The sequence below is a fragment of the Humibacillus xanthopallidus genome (genome assembly GCF_006717145.1).
In the GTDB taxonomy this organism is placed as follows: Bacteria; Actinomycetota; Actinomycetes; order Actinomycetales; family Dermatophilaceae; genus Humibacillus; species Humibacillus xanthopallidus.
Genome location: NZ_VFQF01000003.1, coordinates 154,834 through 171,349, shown reverse-complemented (window position 1 = coordinate 171,349; position 16,516 = coordinate 154,834). Strand labels below are relative to the sequence as shown.

Here is a 16,516-nt window from a genome sequence, read left to right as displayed (position 1 = left end):
GAGGCACACCATGACCGACTCCACCCTCACCCACCTCTACTTCCTGCTCGACCGCAGCGGCTCGATGCAGTCGATCAAGGACGACACCGAGGGCGGCTTCGATGCCTTCATCGCCGAGCAGCGTTCCCAGCCGGGCGAGTGCCGGGTCACGCTGGCGCAGTTCGACGACACCTACGAGCAGGTCTACGCCGACCTCCCGGTCGCCGAGGTACCGCCGCTGCAGCTGCACCCCCGCGGCACGACGGCCCTGCTCGACTCCATCGGTCGGCTCATCGGCGACGCCGGCGCCCGGCTCGCGGCGCTCCCGGAGGAGCGCCGCCCCGGCGTCGTCATCGTCGGCATCATGACCGACGGTCACGAGAACGCCTCTCGCGAGCTCACCCACCCGCAGGTCAAGGCCCTCATCGAGCGCCAGACCCGCGACTACGCCTGGCAGTTCCTCTACCTCGGAGCCGACCAGGACGCCATCGAGGTCGGCGCGAGCATCGGTGTGGCAGCTGCCAATTCGATGACCTACAGCCGCGGCAAGGTCGCTGCGGCCATGGCGGCGACGTCGCGCAACATCGGCCGCACCCGCTCCGCCGTCGCGGCGGGCGCGACGCCCGCCGAGGCCGCCGCCCAGATGGCCTTCGACGAGGAGCAGCGCAACGCCGCCGCGGACTAGGGCGCCCCGACGACGCACGCCCAACTGCGGTGTCGCCGGCACCGGGCGGGGGTACGTTGTCGCCATGAGCGACGACGGGGGCCTGCGCCCCGACCCGACCTCGGGCGAGGAGCGGTTCACCGTGCCCATCCCGAGCAGGCCTGCGCCGCAGCCGGTCTCGAGCCCTGCACCCCCCACGGCCGCCCCGCCGTCGGGCGCTCCCCAGTCGATGGCTCCACCGGCAGCGGGCCCGCCGCTGTCCTACCCTCCGCCGACCTCACCGCCGGTGCCCCATCCTCCGCCCGCCGTCGACCGCCAGCAGACGCAGGTCCTGCCCGTGTCCGAGCCGACCCGCGCGCTGCCGCCGCCGCCCTGGGCAGGTGGCCCGGTGCCCGCTGCGCCCGCGGCGCCCGTTTCGACCCCGCCCGCCACGCCGTCGTTCGAGAGTCCTCCCGACCCGCTGCTCGCCCACATCGGCGCCGCCCTGTTCTGGATCACCGTCGGCTGGTGGGTGACGGTCCTCGTCCGGCTGCTCGGCACGCTCGTGCGCGAGGGCCCCATCTCGACGCTCTTCCTCGTGAGCGTCGGCCGGTGGCCCGAGGAGACGATCGTCGCCTCCGTCATCTCCGTGCTCGCTGCGCTCGTCCTCCTGCTCGGCCGAGGCTCCCGAGGCCGTGACCTGCTCGGGTGGGCGTCGGGCGCCCTCGCGCTCGTCACCGTCGCCGTCGCGATCTGGCGCATCCTGCCGTGAGCCCCGCTTTGGGCGGCCGCCCGTGCTGAGCGCCGCTGACGCCGACGCGGTCGCCGACGCCTACGGGCTGAAGCGTCCCGCGACGCTCGAGGGCCCGGTGGCCCGGGGGCAGCTCGGCCAGGTGTGGCGGCTCGACACACCCGGGGGGCCGTATGCCGTCAAGGAGTGGTTCGCCGAGCCCGACCTCGCCGAGGTGGCCCGGGACACCGACCTCGTGGTGGCTGCCCGCGCCGAAGGGGTGACCACCCCGGAGATCATCCGGACCCCCGATGGCGCCGTCGCGACCCTCCTGCCCGGTGGAGGCGGAGCCGGCGGCAACGGCGGCAACGGCGGCGACGAGGGCACGGCCATCCGCGTCTTCGAGTGGGTCGACCTCAGGCCCCGGACGCGCCTGCTCGACCCTGCCGCCGTCGGCACGATGCTCGCCGGGCTCCACCGGGCGGGCACCCGCTCTCGTGGGTCGGTCGACAACTGGTTCTCGACGGGTGTCGGCGAGACGAGCTGGGTCTCCCTGCAGCAGAGGGTGGCTCGTGAGGGCGCACCCTTCGCTGCCGTGCTCGGGAGCCTGCTTGGCGACCTCGTCGCCGTCGAGTCGGTGATGGAGCCGCACGAGTCTCCGATCGTGTGCCACCGCGACCTCTGGGCGGACAACGTGCTCGGCACTGCCGGCGGCGACGTCTGCGTCATCGACTTCGAGAACCTCGGGCCGGCCGATCCGAGCCAGGAGCTCGCCATGGTGCTCTTCGAGTTCGGTGACGACGACCCCGCGCGGGCGCGGACGATCCACACGGCATACCTCGACGGGGGTGGGCCCGGGCGGGTCACGCGACGGGGTCACTTCACGATGCTCGTCGCGGAGCAGGCGCACATCGGCCAGCTCGCGTGCTCGCGCTGGGTGGGTGCATCGGACGCGGCGGAGCGCGAGCGGCTCGCCGCGTGGTTCCTCGAGATCCCCGAGGACCCCGTGACGCTCGCCCGGATCGACCGGATCCTCGCTGCGGTGACCTGAGCGCGCTCGTCGGGAATACCCCATGGGGGTATGCGGGTTGACGCTCACATGGACACCTCACTGAAGCACCCCGGCCAGGCCCACCCGGCGTCCGACACCGGGCCCGCCCACCGCGCAGCCGACACCCGCCGCCACGGGCAGGAGGCGCATGGCGGCCACCAGGGCCACGACGGACACGAGGGGCACCAAGGGCACCAGGGACATGGGGGCCACGACGGGCACCAGGGTCACGGCGCCGACCATGCCGCGATGTTCCGCAGGCTCTTCTGGCTGATGCTCCTGCTCGCCGTGCCGGTCGTCGCGACCTCCGGGATGTTCGCGATGGTCGCGGGCTACTCCGTGCCCGACACCGGCTGGGTGTCGTGGATCTCGCCCGTGCTCGGCACCGTGATGTACGCGTGGGGTGGCCGGCCCTTCCTCACCGGCGCGGTCAGCGAGGTCCGCTCGCGCCGCCCGGGCATGATGCTGCTCATCGGGCTCGCCATCACGGTCGCGTTCGTCGCGTCGTGGGGCGCCACCCTCGGCCTGCTCGACCACCAGCTCGACTTCTGGTGGGAGCTCGCCCTACTCATCGTCATCATGCTGCTCGGGCACTGGCTCGAGATGCGCTCGCTCGCGCAGACCTCCTCAGCTCTCGACTCCCTAGCGGCGCTGCTCCCCGACGAGGCGGAGCGGCTCGAGGACGGCGAGATCGTCAGCGTGTCGCCGGCCGACCTGCGCGTGAGCGACGTCGTCGTCGTGCGCCCGGGCGGTAGCGTGCCGGCTGACGGAGTCGTCGTCGACGGTCGCGCCGAGATGGACGAGTCGATGGTGACCGGCGAGTCGCGCACGGTGCTTCGGGGCGTCGGCGACCGGGTGACCGCCGGGACCGTCGCCACCGACTCTGGCCTGCGCCTCGAGGTCACGGCCGTCGGTGACGAGACCGCCCTCGCCGGCATCCAGCGACTCGTCGCGGCGGCGCAGAGCTCGACGTCTCGAGCCCAACGGCTCGCCGACCGGGCCGCGGCGTGGCTCTTCTGGTTCGCCCTCGGTGCCGCGGTCGTCACGGCCGTCGTGTGGTCAGTGGCCGGGAGCCCCGACGACGCCGTCATCCGCACCATCACCGTGCTCGTCATCGCCTGCCCCCACGCCCTGGGGCTCGCGATCCCGCTCGTCGTCTCCATCGCGACCGAGCGCGCGGCCGCGGCCGGGGTGCTCGTTAAGGACCGGCTGGCCCTCGAGAGCATGCGCACCGTCGATGTCGTCCTCTTCGACAAGACGGGCACGCTGACGACCGGCGAGCCCACCCTCACGAGCATCGAGGCCGTCGACCCCGCAGACCTCGACGAGTCGGGCGTGCTGGCCATCGCCGCTGCTGCGGAGACCGACAGCGAGCACCCGCTCGGGAAGGCAATCGTCCGGGCAGCTCGTGAGCGCGGCGTCGCAGCGCCTGAGGCGACCGGCTTCACGTCGTCGCCCGCCGTCGGCGTCACCGCCACCGTCGACGGACGCGAGGTGCGCGTCGGTGGGCCGCGCCTGCTCGAGGAGGCCGGCGCGGCCGAGGTGGCGGTGGCCGAGCAGTGGCGCAGCCACGGCGCGATCATCCTCCACGTGCTGCGCGACGGAGCGGTCGTCGGGGCACTGCGGCTCGAGGACGGCATACGCCCCGAGTCACGTGGGGCCGTGACTGCGCTCCACGAGCGTGGCGTCGAGGTCGTCATGATCACGGGCGACGCCGAGGCGGTCGCGCGGTCGGTGGCCGAGGAGGTCGGCGTGCGCCGCTGGTTCGCCGGGGTCCGGCCCGAGGACAAGGCCGCCACAGTCGCGCAGCTCCAGTCCGAGGGCAAGCGCGTCGCCATGGTCGGCGACGGCGTCAACGACGCGCCCGCCCTGGCCCAGGCCGACGTCGGCATCGCCATCGGGGCAGGCACCGACGTCGCGATCGCCTCGGCGGGAGTCATCCTCGCCAGCGACGACCCGCGCTCGGTGGTCTCGGTCATCGACCTGTCGACGGCGAGCTATCGCAAGATGGCGCAGAACCTCTGGTGGGCCGCCGGCTACAACCTCGTCTCGGTGCCGCTCGCGGCCGGGGTGCTCGCCCCCGTCGGCTTCGTCCTGCCGATGTCGGTCGGTGCCGTGCTCATGTCGGTCTCGACGATCGTCGTGGCGCTCAACGCCCAGCTCCTGCGTCGCCTCGACCTGCGGCCGGCCGCGCGGCCGTCGGCAGACCGGGACCACGCGTCCGAGATGGCGACGACCCGTCGTTGAGTCGCCCGGGGCCGGGTGGCGGGCCCTCGATCTCAGGGTCGAGCGGGCGCGTCACCTCGGGCGACGAGCGCCAGCTCGCGGATGTGCGCGATGTCGTCGTCGGTGAAGACCCCGTTGACGCCCGAGATCGTCGCCAGCTTCATCCCGTGCTTGCGCCCGAGCTTGTAGATCTCCTTGACCTTGGCCCACTCGATGTTGCGCCCGACCGTGAAGGTCTCGTAGCGGCCCTCGAGGGCGAGCACGACCGTCTCGGCGAGGCACGCATACGCGACGCCGTCGGGCAGGCCGATGTTGCGCATCCTGACGTCGCCCGGTAGCTCGATCTCGCCCGACTGCACGACGAGGACGTCGGGGCGCTTGGCCACGTCGGCCGCGGAGAGGTCGAGGGGCCGGGCCACGTCGGTGATCACGGCGCCCGGCTTGACCGCCATGATGTCGAGGACCCGCTTGCCCGCCCCCGAGGTGGCGGTGACGATGAGGTCCATCTCGCCGAGGTGGCCGTCAGGGGTCGCCGCGACATGCACGGTCGCTCGGGGGTGCTCGCGCTCGATGTCGTGCTTGAGGTCGAGCAGCTTCGCAGCCTCGGGCGAGACCAGCCAGAGCTCGTCGCTCGAGAGCGCGAGCAGGCGCGCGCAGACCGAGCCGATCGCGCCGGTGGCGCCCACGACCATCGCCGTTCCCCTCAGCCGCCCACCCTCGTCGACCTCGACGAGCCCGAGCCGCTCCAGAGCGTCCTGGGCCGCCCAGAGCGCCCCCGATGCGCTGTAGCTGTTGCCCGTCGTGATCGGCAGCGGCGCACGCTTCGCGACGGTGACGCCCGCGTCACCGACGACCTTTGTGAAGGCCCCCAGGCCCATGACCTGGGCCCCGAGCTTGCGGGCCGTCTCGGCCGCCGCGAGCAGCCGCGAGTAGGTGAACTCCGGGCTGTGCGCCATCAGCTCCTTGGGCGTGCCGCCCACCGTGATGAGCCAGCCCTCCGCCTCCGCGCCGGTGGGCGAGCGTATGCCGGTCACGTGGCTGTAGGTGAAGGGCGGGGTGTAGGCCATCGCTTTCTCGAGGACGTCCATGACCGGGCCGGGCGCCACCTTCGTGATCGTGGCCAGCGGCTCGACGTGGCGGAAGTACTGCTGCGACAGCGGGTGGATGACGAAGGCGAAGCGGCTCTTGCGTCGCGGGCCGTTGGGGTACAGCAGCCGCGCCTCGAGGCCGGCCGCGATGATGAGGTCGAGCAGGTCGTCGTCGGCGAGCCGCCCCGACCGGTCGACGGTCGCCAGCATCATCGCCTCGAGCGCCGCCGCCTCCACCGTGACCTCGAACGGCTGGGGCGTGGCGTCGATCACGAGGTCGACGCCGCGGCTGCCGAGCTCGGCGAGCTGCTCGTCAGAGATCGACGACGTGACGACCGTCTTGCCGGCGAGGTCCTCGAGACCGAAGCCCGTGAGCTCGTCATAGGTGGCCACGACGACGTCGCAGTCCCGGGCCGCCCGTCGGGCGAAGGCCCGGCTGACCGGGCCGGGCGCCCGCAGCAGCGACTGCACCTCGTCGGGCAGCCGTCGCACCGGCCAGAGGCTGAGGTCGGCCGCCTTGCCGACCACCGGGAGCGACACGAGCTGCTCGAGCAGGTCGAGCAGCGCGGGATCGGCGGACTCGACGTTGGGGGTGAACTCGCGCAGGATGCGGATCGAGCGGGCGTGGTTGAGCCCGCCGAGCACCACGGTGCGCGCATTGTTGAAGAAGCCGGGCATTTCCGTCTGGACACGTCGGATCGCCCACTCCTGCAACACGTTCCGCAGCGCGACGCCATCGGTGACGGGAACCGATGTGACTGTCCGACGGATCCTCTCGAGCAGCTGCGGGTCGCCGTCGTAGAGACCGAGCACGCGCGCCTCGTGGATGCCGGTGACGGCGATCGCCGCGGCCTGCTCGGACCATGCCGCGACGAGCGACTCGGCGGCATCGACGTCGCCACTCGTGCCCACCCGCACGATCCGGAAGGGGCGGTCGAGGAAGGTCACCTCCTCGTCGTAGTCCCGCTCGGGACCCGTGAGGCTCACGTGGACGACGACGAGCGGTGCCTGGCGTGCCATCAGGCCTCCTTGGTGTCAGGGGCCGGTCGCCCGGCCCTGGGGCCGCGATCAGACCATGGCGGCGGAATCGATCTCGGGGTGGTGGGTCATGAAGTCGAGGAGGCGGCCCGCGTAGGAGTCGAAGGGCGGGCAGACCAGCCCGGTGCCCTCGAGGTCGGCGAGGGTGTTGCCGGTCGAGTAGGTCGTCGGCGACGCGAAGTAGTCGAGGGCCTCGGCAGGCAGCCCGAGGAGGCGCTCGGCCCCCGGCACGATGCCGACGGCTGCCCGGGTCACCCCGAGGGGCAGGCGGGCCCACACGACGCGCCGGCCGAGGTGCCGCGCGAAGGTGTCGACGAGCTCACGGACGGTCGGCGGCGCAGGGTCAGTCAGCGCATACGTCCTGCCGAGCGAACGCTCGAGGCCGGAGAGGACGTCCATCGCCTCGATGACGAAGTCGCGAGGCACGAGCGAGACCCGCACCCGGTCGACGTCACCGACTGCCGGCACGAGGGCGATGCCGTACTGCCGTCGCAGGAAGGCGGCCAGGAAGTAGGGGCCGTCGTACTTCTGCGTCTCGCCGGTCGTCGAGTCACCCACGACGATGCCGGGACGGTAGACGGTCGCCGGCAGCCCGTGCGCCATCGCTCGGCGGACGAGGGCCTCGGCGTCGAACTTCGTCGCCTCGTAGTGGTTGAGGAAGCTCTGCCCCTCGTCGAGGTGCGCCTCGGTGAACTCGCCGTCGTAGCGCCCGCTGACGTAGCAGGTGCTCACGTGGTGCAGTCGCTGCAGTGCCGGTCGGGTGGCGCAGAAGTCGAGCACGTGGGCCGTGCCGTCGACGTTGACCCGCCGGGCCAGCCCCTCGTCGACGGCGAGGTCGTAGACCGCGGCGAGGTGCCAGACCTCGTCGACGTCGGCGAGAGCGTCGGCCTGCGCGGGGTCGATGCCGAGGTCGGACTCGGTGATGTCGCCCTTGACGAGACGCACCCGTCCGGCCGTGTGCGGGTGGGCGGCCTCGATCTCCGCGACGCGACGACGGGCCGTGTCGAGGTGCCGGTCCTGCACGAGGCAGAAGGCGTCGTCGCCCTGGCGTCGAGCGAGCAGCCGGGGCAGCAGGGCTGAGCCGAGGAAGCCGGGGAACCCGGTCAGGAGGAGTGCACCCACGCGAACCGCCTCATCGAGTCGGCCCGGTCTGGTCGCCGTCGAAGCTCGAGAGCCGGGTCCGACCACTTCATGGTGGACACCTTCGACTCTATCGACGGTCGGTGGGCAGCCCTACCGCTCAGGGGGCCGTCGGGGTGTGACGTTGGCGCCACTCCGGGCTGAGCCGCACGACGTCGCCGACGACGATGACGGCCGGTGCCTCCACACCCCGCTCGACGGCCAGGTCGGCGATCGTCGCGACCGTGCCGATCGTGACGCGCTGGTCGGGCGCGAAGCCGCGCTCGATGATGGCCACCGGGGAGTCGGCGCGGCGACCGTGCTCCATGAGCAGCGTCGTGGTCCAGCGCAGCCCGCCCACGGCCATGAGCAGGACGAGCGTGTGGTCGCCTCCCGTGGGCAGCACGGGGATCTCCTCGTGACCGGTGACGACGGAGAAGCCGCGCGCGACGCCGCGGTGGGTGACGGGGATCCCCGCTGCCGCGGGCACGCTGACCGCGCTCGTCACGCCGGCCACCACCTCCACCGGTATGCCGTGTGCCTCGCAGGCGTCGCGCTCCTCGCCTCCGCGCCCGAGCACGTAGGGGTCGCCCCCCTTGAGCCGGACGACACCGAGGCCGAGCTGGGCCTGCTCGATGAGGATCTCGTTGATCCGCCACTGGGGCACGGGGTGGTGGCCCGAGGTCTTGCCCACGTCGATGACCTGGACAGAGGCCGGTAGCCGGTCGACGACGGCGCGCGGTGCGAGCCGGTCGATGACGACGACGTCGGCCGACGCGAGCAGCTCACGGCCGCGGACCGTGAGGAGGCCGTCGGTGCCGGGGCCACCGCCCACGAGGGCGACCCAGCCGCGGCCATCGAGTGAGCGGGTGCGTCGGAGGTCGAGCGCGCCGGACCCGATGGTCTGCTCGACCCCGTCGAGGACGGTGACGGCTGCACGGGGGTCTCCGGCGGCATACGCGGCGATGGTGACCCGGCCGTCGGGGGTCGTGACGTCGGTGCGGGCGGCGACTGCGGCCGCGGAGGCGGCTTCGTCGGTCGCGTCGATGCACCAGACGCGCCGGGCCTCGGCGTCGGCAGCGACCTCGCGGTCGACCGACGGCTCACCGGAGGCCGTGTGGACGAGCCACGCGCCGTCGAGTTCGGAGCCGCCGAGGTAGTCGCGCTCCACCCACTCGACGCCGCCTGCGGCGACGAGGTCGCGCAGGTCCTCGCAGAGCCAGGGCGCGACGACGCGCACGACGGCCTGCTCGTCGAGGAAGGCGCGCACCTGGCGGGCCGAGACCGGGCCGCCCCCGACGGCGACGACGAGCCGGCCGCTCAGGTCGAGAACGACCGGGAGCGAAGACCTCAGATTTCCCATTCCTCGTCGCCCTCCGGCTCGGTGGGGGCCGGCGCGCCACTGGGCAGGGTCGCGCCGACCATGCCTGCGGCGAGGGTGCGCCCGTCGTGCGCGTCGATGAGCAGGAAGGAGCCTCCGCGCCGCGAGAGTGAGTAGTTCTCGACCGGCAGGGGAGCGGCGAGGCGCAGCGTCACGAGGCCGATGTCGTTGAGCGACAAGGCCTCTGCCGGCACTGCGTGGAGGTTGTCGAGGTCGAGCGCCCCATTGAGCGAGCGCACCGCGGTCTGAACCGTGCGCGAGCCGTGCTTGAGCAGCAGGCGCTGCGCAGGCCGGAGCGGGGCGTCGCCGAGCCAGCAGACGACGGCCTCGATGTCCTGCGTCGGCACCGGGGCGTCGGCCGCGGCTGCGATGACGTCGCCGCGGGAGATGTCGATCTCGTCGGCGAGCCGCAGCGTCACCGACTGGGGAGCGAAGGCTTCGTCGAGCGAGCGCTCGCCGAGGTCGATGCCGACGACGGTCGTGCGGCGGCCCGACGGGAGCGCCACCACCTCGTCACCGACGCGCACGACACCCGAGGCGACCTGGCCGGCATACCCCCGGTAGTCACGGTGCGCCTCGTCGCGGGCGGCACCCTGCGGGCGGATGACGAGCTGCACGGGCAGGCGGAAGGACTCGTGCGCGGGGTCGTCGGACGGCGGCAGCGCCTCGAGCAGCTCGAGGAGGCTCGGGCCGGCATACCAGGGCGTGCGCTCGGAGCGCTCGGCGATGTTGTCGCCGTCCAGCGCGCTGACGGGGATGGTCGTGGCGTCGACGACGCCGAGCTCGCGGGCGACAGCCCGGACCTCGGCCTCGACCCGCTCGTAGACCTCCTGCGAGAAGTCGACGAGGTCGATCTTGTTGACGGCGACGACGACGTGCGGCACCCGGAGCAGCGCGGTCACCGCGAGGTGGCGGCGGGTCTGCTCGAGCACACCCTTGCGCGCGTCCACGAGGAGCACGACGACGTCGGCGGTCGAGCTGCCGGTGACTGTGTTGCGGGTGTACTGCACGTGGCCCGGGCAGTCGGCGAGCACGAAGGAGCGGTTGGCCGTCGCGAAGTAGCGGTAGGCGACGTCGATCGTGATGCCCTGCTCGCGCTCGGCCCGCAGGCCGTCGGTGAGCAGCGCGAGGTCGGCCGCGGTGAGCCCGCGGTCGCGGCTGACCCGCTCGACGGCAGCGAGCTGGTCGGACAGGACCGACTTCGTGTCGTGGAGCAGGCGTCCGACGAGGGTCGACTTGCCGTCGTCGACGGATCCGGCCGTCGCGAGGCGCAGCAGGGTGCCGCGAGCGGCACCGGCGACGGCCGCCGGGTCGAGGACCGGAGTGCTCTGCGTGGGGGCGCTCATCAGATGCTGTCCTTGTCTTGGGGCCCCCGCGAAGTATCGGAGCGAGGGACGAGCGGAGAACTTCGTGGGGATTTCAGAAATAGCCCTCCTTCTTGCGGTCCTCCATGGCGGCCTCCGAGATGCGGTCGTCGGCGCGTGTGGCGCCACGCTCGGTGAGCGTCGAGGCGGCAACCTCGAGGACGATCTCGGCGTTGGTGCGCGCCGGCGACTCGACGGCGCCCGTGCACGACATGTCGCCGACGGTGCGGTAGCGCACGAGGCGCGTCTCGACCTGCTCGTCGTCACGCGGCTGGCTCACCGGGCCGACGGCCAGCCACATGCCGTCGCGGTTGAAGACCTCACGCTCGTGGGCGTAGTAGAGCGGCGCGAGCGGGATGTCCTCGCGGTCGATGTAGCGCCAGATGTCGACCTCGGTCCAGTTGCTGATCGGGAAGACGCGCACGTGCTCGCCGGGACGGTGCCTGGGGTTGAAGAGGTTCCACAGCTCGGGGCGCTGGTTCTTCGGATCCCACTGGCCGAACTCGTCACGGAGAGAGACGATCCGCTCCTTCGCGCGGGCCTTCTCCTCGTCGCGCCGCCCGCCGCCGAAGACGCCGTCGAAACGGTTGTCGTTGATCGCGTCGAGCAGCGGCAGGGTCTGCAGCGGGTTGCGCGTTCCGTCGGCGCGCTCACGCAGCCGGCCGTCGTCGATGTAGTCCTGGACGCTCGCGACGACGAGTCGCAGCCCGAGCCGCTCGACGGTCTCGTCGCGGTAGGCGAGCACCTCGGGGAAGTTGTGGCCCGTGTCGACGTGCAGCACCGGGAAGGGGATCGGCGCCGGCCAGAAGGCCTTGGTCGCGAGGTGGAGCATGACGACGGAGTCCTTGCCGCCGCTGAAGAGCAGCGCCGGCCGCTCGAGCTCGCCGGCCATCTCGCGGATGACGAGGATCGCCTCCGCCTCGAGGGCGTCGAGCTGGCTCAGCCGCCGATCATCGGAGGTGCTTGCGTATGCGTCGGGCTGCGTCCCAGGGTCGAGCCCGGTCCCCGGGACGGCCGGGGAGGCTTTGGTGTCAGTCGTGTTCACGGTCGTCGTCATGTGTGGAGTCCGCACTCGGTCTTGGCGAAGCCGGCCCAGCGGCCGGCGCGGGGGTCCTCGCCGGGCTCGACCCGGCGGGTGCACGGCTCGCAGCCGATCGACGGGTAGCCATCGGAGAGAAGGGAGTTGACCTCGACCCGGTGCTCACCGGCATACGCGAGGAGCTCGTCGAAGCTCCACGCAGCGAGCGGGTTGATCTTGACGAGGCCGTTCTTGGCGTCCCACGTGACGAGCGGGGTGTCGGCGCGGGTCGGCCCCTCGTCGCGCCGCACGCCGGTCACCCATGCCTCGTAGAGCGGGAGCGTGCGGGCGAGCGGCTCGACCTTGCGCATCTGGCAGCAGAGGGCCGGGTCACGCTCGTAGAGGCGGGGGCCGAACTTCTCGTCCTGCTCGGCGACCGTGAGCTCCGGCATGACGTTGACGAGGGTGATCGGCAGGTCCTCCGCAACGATGTCGCGCGTGACGATCGTGTCGGAGAAGTGGTAGCCCGTCTCGAGGAAGAGCACGTCGACCCCGGGCGCGAAGCGCGAGACGACGTGCGGCAGCACGGCGTCGGCCATGGAGCACGCGACCGCCAGGGTGCCGTCGAAGTGGAAGGCGGCCCAGGCCGCGACCTCGTCGGCGGTCGGCTCGTGCTCGGGGTCGGCGGCGAGCGTCGCGTTGAAGTCGTCGACGATCGCCTTGAGCTCGGCCTCCGAGCGGCGCTTGCGCGGCACCGTCGGGGTGGCGAGGGGGACTGCGCTCACAGGAGTGCTCCTTCGTCTGCTCGGCGGGTCCACGACGAGAAGGTCTCGCCGGACTCGCGCTGGTCGAGGAAGGTCCGCACGACGCGCTCGACGTAGTCGGGCAGGTCGTCGGCGGTGACCTTGAGGCCGCGGACCGTGCGGCCGAGGCCGGCCTCGTCGCGGTCGACGGAGGCGAGGCCGCCGCCGAGGTGCACCTGAAAGCCGGGCACCTGCTCGCCCTCGATCGTCACGAGCTGGCCCTTGAGGCCGATGTCGGCGACCTGGATGCGGGCGCACGAGTTGGGGCAGCCGTTGACGTTGAGGCTAATCGGGGTGTCGAGCTGCTCGGTGACGTCAGCGAGGCGCTGCTCGAGTGCGGCGATCGTCGTCGCCGCCGTCGCCTTCGTCTCGACGATGGCGAGCTTGCAGAACTCGATGCCGGTGCAGGCCATCGTGTGCCGGCGGAAGGGGCTCGGCGCGGTCGTCAGGCCGAGCTTCTCGAGCCGGCTCACGACGCCACGGACGCGGCGGCCGGGGACGTCGAGCAGGACGAGCTTCTGGTGCGGCGTCAGGCGCACCCGGTCGGAGCCGACGGACTCCATGATGTCGGCCAGGCCGGTGAGCACGTCACCGCTGATGCGCCCGACGGTGGGAGCGGCACCGACGTAGCGGTTGCCGTCCTTCTGCAGGTGCACGCCGACGTGGTCGCCGGGGCCGGTGGCGGGGGCCGGCGCGGGCCCGTCGGGCAGGGCACGTCCGAGGTACTCGTCCTGCAGCACCTGGCGGAACTTCTCGGGACCCCACTCGGCGAGGAGGAACTTGAGGCGTGCCTTGTTGCGCAGCCGGCGGTAGCCGTAGTCGCGGAAGACGCGGATGACGCCGTGCCAGACCTCGGCGGCCTCCTCGGGCCGCACGAAGACGCCGACGCGCTCGGCGAGGCGCGGCGCCGTGGAGAGTCCGCCGCCGACCCACAGGTCGTAGCCCGGCCCCAGCTCGAGGTGCACGACGCCGACGAGGGAGATGTCGTTGATCTCGTGCACGACGTCGAGGCTCGGGTGCCCGGTGATGGCGGACTTGAACTTGCGGGGCAGGTTGGCGAGCTCGGGGTCGCCGATGTAGCGCTCAAGGATCTCGTCGATGACCGGTGTCGGGTCGATGATCTCGTCCTTGGCGACCCCGGCGAGCGGGCTGCCGAGGATGACGCGGGGCGTGTCGCCACAGGCCTCCGTCGTCTGCAGCCCGACGGCCTCGAGGCGTCGCCAGATCTCGGGCACGTCCTCGACGCGGATCCAGTGGTACTGGATGTTCTGGCGGTCGCTGATGTCGGCGGTGCCGCGGGCGAACTCGTGGCTGATCTCGGCGAGGACCTTGAGCTGCGCGAGGCTGATCGCCCCGCCGTCGAGCCGCACGCGGAGCATGAAGTACTCGTCGGACAGCTCGGTGTCGTCGAGCTGCGCCGTGCGGCCGCCGTCGATGCCCGGTCTGCGCTGCGTGTAGAGGCCCCACCAGCGGAAGCGCCCCGAGAGGTCCTGTGGCGGGATGGAGGCGAAGCCCTCGCGGGAGTAGATCTGCTCGATCCGCTCACGGACGTTGAGGCCACCGTCCTCCTGCTTCCACGTCTCGTTGGCGTTGAGCGGCTCGACCCCGTCGACCTTCCACTGCCCGTTGGAGCGCCCGGCGCGCGGCGGTCGGGTCGCGGCGCGGGCTGGCGCGGTCGTGGCGTCGGTGATGGTCATGTAATCGAATGTATAACCGCCACTTATCGACACCCAAACGGGTCCGACATCCGGCCCTTTCCCACCCAACGGGAGGGATATCGCTATGCGGGACCGCCCGCTCGGGCACCCTGAGCGCTCGGCGCCCGGCGTCCCGCGCCGAAGACGTGGCGCCCGTCCGGCGCGAAGGGCAGCAGGTTGACGGCGTGGTGCAGGACGGTGACCGCAGCGGGCAGGGCGAGCGCCAACCAGGGCAATGCCATCGCCGCCCCGACGACGCCCACGACGGCCAGCCCCGAAGCAGCACCCGCGACCGGACCGGCCAGGGCGATGATGCGCGTGTCAGCCGCTGACGACTCAGGGGCGAGCACCGCGAGGCCCGCTCCGTGACGGACCAGCCGCACGCGGGAGCGGTCGGCGCCACGAGCGAGCGCCGCGGCTGCGTGCCCGAGCTCGTGGACGGCATACGACAGCCAGACCGCGACGGCGAGCGGCACGAGCGGCTTCGCCTGGGCGAAGACGCCGCCGACGAGGACCGCGGTGACGACGAGCGGGCCACCCCACCACGAGGTCAGCCAGAGCGCCCTGCCGAGCAGGCCGGGCCCCCACCACCGCGCCGACGACCCGGCGCCGGCAGGGCTCATGCCACGGCCGAGCCGCGTCGCCGCGCGAGCGACAGGGTGGCGAAGCCGGCGACGAGGAGCAGACCGAGAGCCAGCGGCTCGAAGACCGATGCCTCGACGGGCAGCCGCTCGGCGAGGAGGACCCCGCCCACGACGACGAGGGCGGAGGTGACCACGGCGAGCACGTCGACGGCCACCCAGGTCGAGGACTCACCGCGAACCACCGGCGTGACGTGCCCCCAGAAGAGCGCGGCTGCGAAGACGATGGCCACGAGCGGCCACTGGACGAGCTGCGGCGGCAGCCCGACGAGCACCCCCACCGCAACCTGGAGCGCGACGGCCCCGGCGACGAGAACCCCGGCGGCCACCAGCTGCGAGGCGACGTCGCGTCGCGTGGCCGGGGCTGCCGCGGCGCGCCACTGGCGCGCGCCCTGGGTGACGCCGAAGGGGTATGCCGCCGTGAGCGCGGGGAGGCCGATGGCATAGACGGCGAAGATCTCGGCGGGCAGCTGCGAGACCCAGGAGGCCCCACGCAGCAGGGCGGGCGCCGATGCGGCGAAGGCGAGCCACATCACGACGCTCGGCTCGCGGAGCGTCGCCAGCAGGGTCGCCGGGCCGAGGCCGAGCGGACCCCGGCGCTCGGGACGACGCAGCCACGCCGCCGGGCGCTCCACGACGGTGCGGGGCTCCGCGGCGGGGAGGCGGACCAGCGCCCAGAGGGTGGCGGCGATGAGCGCTCCGAGCAGGAGCCAGACGACAGGGGTGAGCCAGCCGGGCACGAGCGCGGCGCCCACGAGGCGGCGCCACAGCGGCGGCGAGGTGACGTCGGCGGCCGCGGGCTGGCTGAGCTTCATCGCCAGACCACCGAGCACGACCGTCGTGGCGCTCGCCAGTCCGGTGGCGAGCATGCGGGAGGCCCGGAGGTGTGACAGCGCGGCCACCACGGCGATGCAGACGGCGCGACCGACGAAGAGGCCCGCGACCGTGAGGGCGAAGGCGCCGACCAGACGCGTCGCGATGATGCCCGCGGTGAGCTCGCCCTGCAGCACGTTGACCGACATCGGGATGCTCAGCACGGCTCCGGCAACGGCGAAGAGGGCGAACATCGGCAGCTCGGTGCCGAGCCGCCGGACGCCGCGCGAGAGGCCGGAGGGGGCGATGAAGACCCCGAGGTCGTCACCGTCGGGCATCGTGAGGCCGAGCAGGGCGGCCATGACGAGCCCGATGACGAAGAGCACGATGCTCAGCGACGGTGCGAGCGCCACGACGGGCTGCGCGCCCACGGGCGTGGCGGCGCCCGCGCTGACGACCACCGCGGCCTCGACGGCCAGCACCCCCACGGCGAGGAGGGCGGCGACGGCGTGGAAGCGGGCCCGACCTCCACAGATGACGGAGGCGCGGTTGACCCAGGTGCGCACGACGGCGCGGGAGAGCCCCAGGAGGGCGCTGCGGTCGCTCATCTCGTCTGCGGGCGCGCCCGGCCGCCCAGGCGCTCGTCGGCCGCTGCGTCGCGGGGACCCTGAGGCCCCTGCCGACCCCGTCGACCCCACGGGAGGGAGCCGATCGCCGTCAGCACGATCCAGAGCAGCAGGGTCTCGACGAGCGAGAACCCGAACCCGATCGAGGACGCCTCAGCGGTCTCGGTGACGGTGACCGACAGCAGTCCCCAGATCGACAGGTCGGCCCTCAGGACGAGCGCCACGATGAGCTGCACGACCATGGCCACCATGATGGCTGCGGCAGAGAATGTCGCGGCCGCAATGATCCGACGGCCCGT

15 protein-coding genes are annotated in these 16,516 nt (G+C 72.6%); 4 read left to right on the top strand and 11 right to left on the bottom strand.

Annotated elements, in window-relative coordinates:
• Positions 1-10 precede the first annotated feature (10 nt).
• The 3 genes from FHX52_RS18810 (at position 11) to FHX52_RS18800 (ending at position 2,403) form a co-directional block, all read left to right on the top strand.
• Positions 11-664, top strand: coding sequence for a vWA domain-containing protein (locus FHX52_RS18810; protein WP_141823921.1), 654 nt, complete (start codon positions 11-13; stop codon positions 662-664).
• A 64-nt stretch (positions 665-728) separates the two neighbouring features.
• Complete coding sequence (locus FHX52_RS18805) at positions 729-1,394, top strand: hypothetical protein (RefSeq protein WP_141823920.1); 666 nt, start codon at positions 729-731, stop codon at positions 1,392-1,394.
• A gap of 22 nt (positions 1,395-1,416) precedes the next feature.
• The gene (locus tag FHX52_RS18800) at positions 1,417-2,403 is read left to right on the top strand and encodes a phosphotransferase enzyme family protein (RefSeq protein ID WP_141823919.1); all 987 of its coding nucleotides are present in this window, start codon (positions 1,417-1,419) and stop codon (positions 2,401-2,403) included.
• A 57-nt stretch (positions 2,404-2,460) separates the two neighbouring features.
• Here FHX52_RS18800 and FHX52_RS24780 read toward each other — a convergent pair whose 3' ends face one another.
• Positions 2,461-2,634, bottom strand: coding sequence for a hypothetical protein (locus FHX52_RS24780; protein ID WP_425460120.1), 174 nt, complete (start codon positions 2,632-2,634; stop codon positions 2,461-2,463).
• A gap of 18 nt (positions 2,635-2,652) precedes the next feature.
• Here FHX52_RS24780 and FHX52_RS18795 point away from each other — a divergent pair, with 18 nt between their 5' ends.
• The gene (locus FHX52_RS18795; protein ID WP_425460119.1) at positions 2,653-4,650 is read left to right on the top strand and encodes a heavy metal translocating P-type ATPase; all 1,998 of its coding nucleotides are present in this window, start codon (positions 2,653-2,655) and stop codon (positions 4,648-4,650) included.
• A 32-nt stretch (positions 4,651-4,682) separates the two neighbouring features.
• Here the strand turns inward: FHX52_RS18795 and FHX52_RS18790 are convergent, their stop codons facing one another.
• The 10 genes from FHX52_RS18790 to FHX52_RS18745 form a co-directional block, all read right to left on the bottom strand.
• Positions 4,683-6,737: a dehydrogenase gene (locus FHX52_RS18790; RefSeq protein ID WP_141823917.1), complete on the bottom strand. Its 2,055-nt coding sequence runs from the start codon at positions 6,735-6,737 to the stop codon at positions 4,683-4,685.
• 48 nt (positions 6,738-6,785) lie between these two features.
• Positions 6,786-7,877 carry an SDR family oxidoreductase gene (locus FHX52_RS18785; RefSeq protein WP_221630663.1) on the bottom strand — a complete coding sequence of 364 codons (1,092 nt, stop codon included), beginning with the start codon at positions 7,875-7,877 and terminating at the stop codon, positions 6,786-6,788.
• Positions 7,878-7,995: 118 nt separating this feature from the next.
• Positions 7,996-9,237, bottom strand: a complete 1,242-nt coding sequence (cobA, locus tag FHX52_RS18780; RefSeq protein WP_141823916.1) for a uroporphyrinogen-III C-methyltransferase — start codon at positions 9,235-9,237, stop codon at positions 7,996-7,998.
• Positions 9,225-10,601, bottom strand: a complete 1,377-nt coding sequence (locus FHX52_RS18775; protein ID WP_141823915.1) for a sulfate adenylyltransferase subunit 1 — start codon at positions 10,599-10,601, stop codon at positions 9,225-9,227. Before FHX52_RS18775 ends, cobA begins: the two co-directional genes overlap by 13 nt.
• 73 nt (positions 10,602-10,674) lie before the next feature.
• On the bottom strand, positions 10,675-11,676 hold the full coding sequence (cysD, locus tag FHX52_RS18770; protein ID WP_141823914.1) for a sulfate adenylyltransferase subunit CysD: 1,002 nt from the start codon (positions 11,674-11,676) through the stop codon (positions 10,675-10,677).
• The gene (locus FHX52_RS18765; protein WP_141823913.1) at positions 11,673-12,422 is read right to left on the bottom strand and encodes a phosphoadenylyl-sulfate reductase; all 750 of its coding nucleotides are present in this window, start codon (positions 12,420-12,422) and stop codon (positions 11,673-11,675) included. Before FHX52_RS18765 ends, cysD begins: the two co-directional genes overlap by 4 nt.
• Entirely contained in the window at positions 12,419-14,137 is a 1,719-nt protein-coding gene (locus tag FHX52_RS18760) for a nitrite/sulfite reductase (RefSeq protein ID WP_141823912.1), read from the bottom strand. The genes FHX52_RS18765 and FHX52_RS18760 overlap by 4 nt, the downstream gene beginning before the upstream one ends.
• Before the next feature lie 83 nt (positions 14,138-14,220).
• Positions 14,221-14,760 (bottom strand): M50 family metallopeptidase, encoded by a 540-nt coding sequence (locus FHX52_RS18755; RefSeq protein ID WP_141823911.1) that lies wholly within the window; start codon positions 14,758-14,760, stop codon positions 14,221-14,223.
• Entirely contained in the window at positions 14,757-16,199 is a 1,443-nt protein-coding gene (locus FHX52_RS18750; protein ID WP_141823910.1) for a hypothetical protein, read from the bottom strand. The genes FHX52_RS18755 and FHX52_RS18750 overlap by 4 nt, the downstream gene beginning before the upstream one ends.
• Positions 16,196-16,459 (bottom strand): hypothetical protein, encoded by a 264-nt coding sequence (locus FHX52_RS18745; protein WP_141823909.1) that lies wholly within the window; start codon positions 16,457-16,459, stop codon positions 16,196-16,198. Before FHX52_RS18745 ends, FHX52_RS18750 begins: the two co-directional genes overlap by 4 nt.
• Positions 16,460-16,516 lie beyond the last annotated feature (57 nt).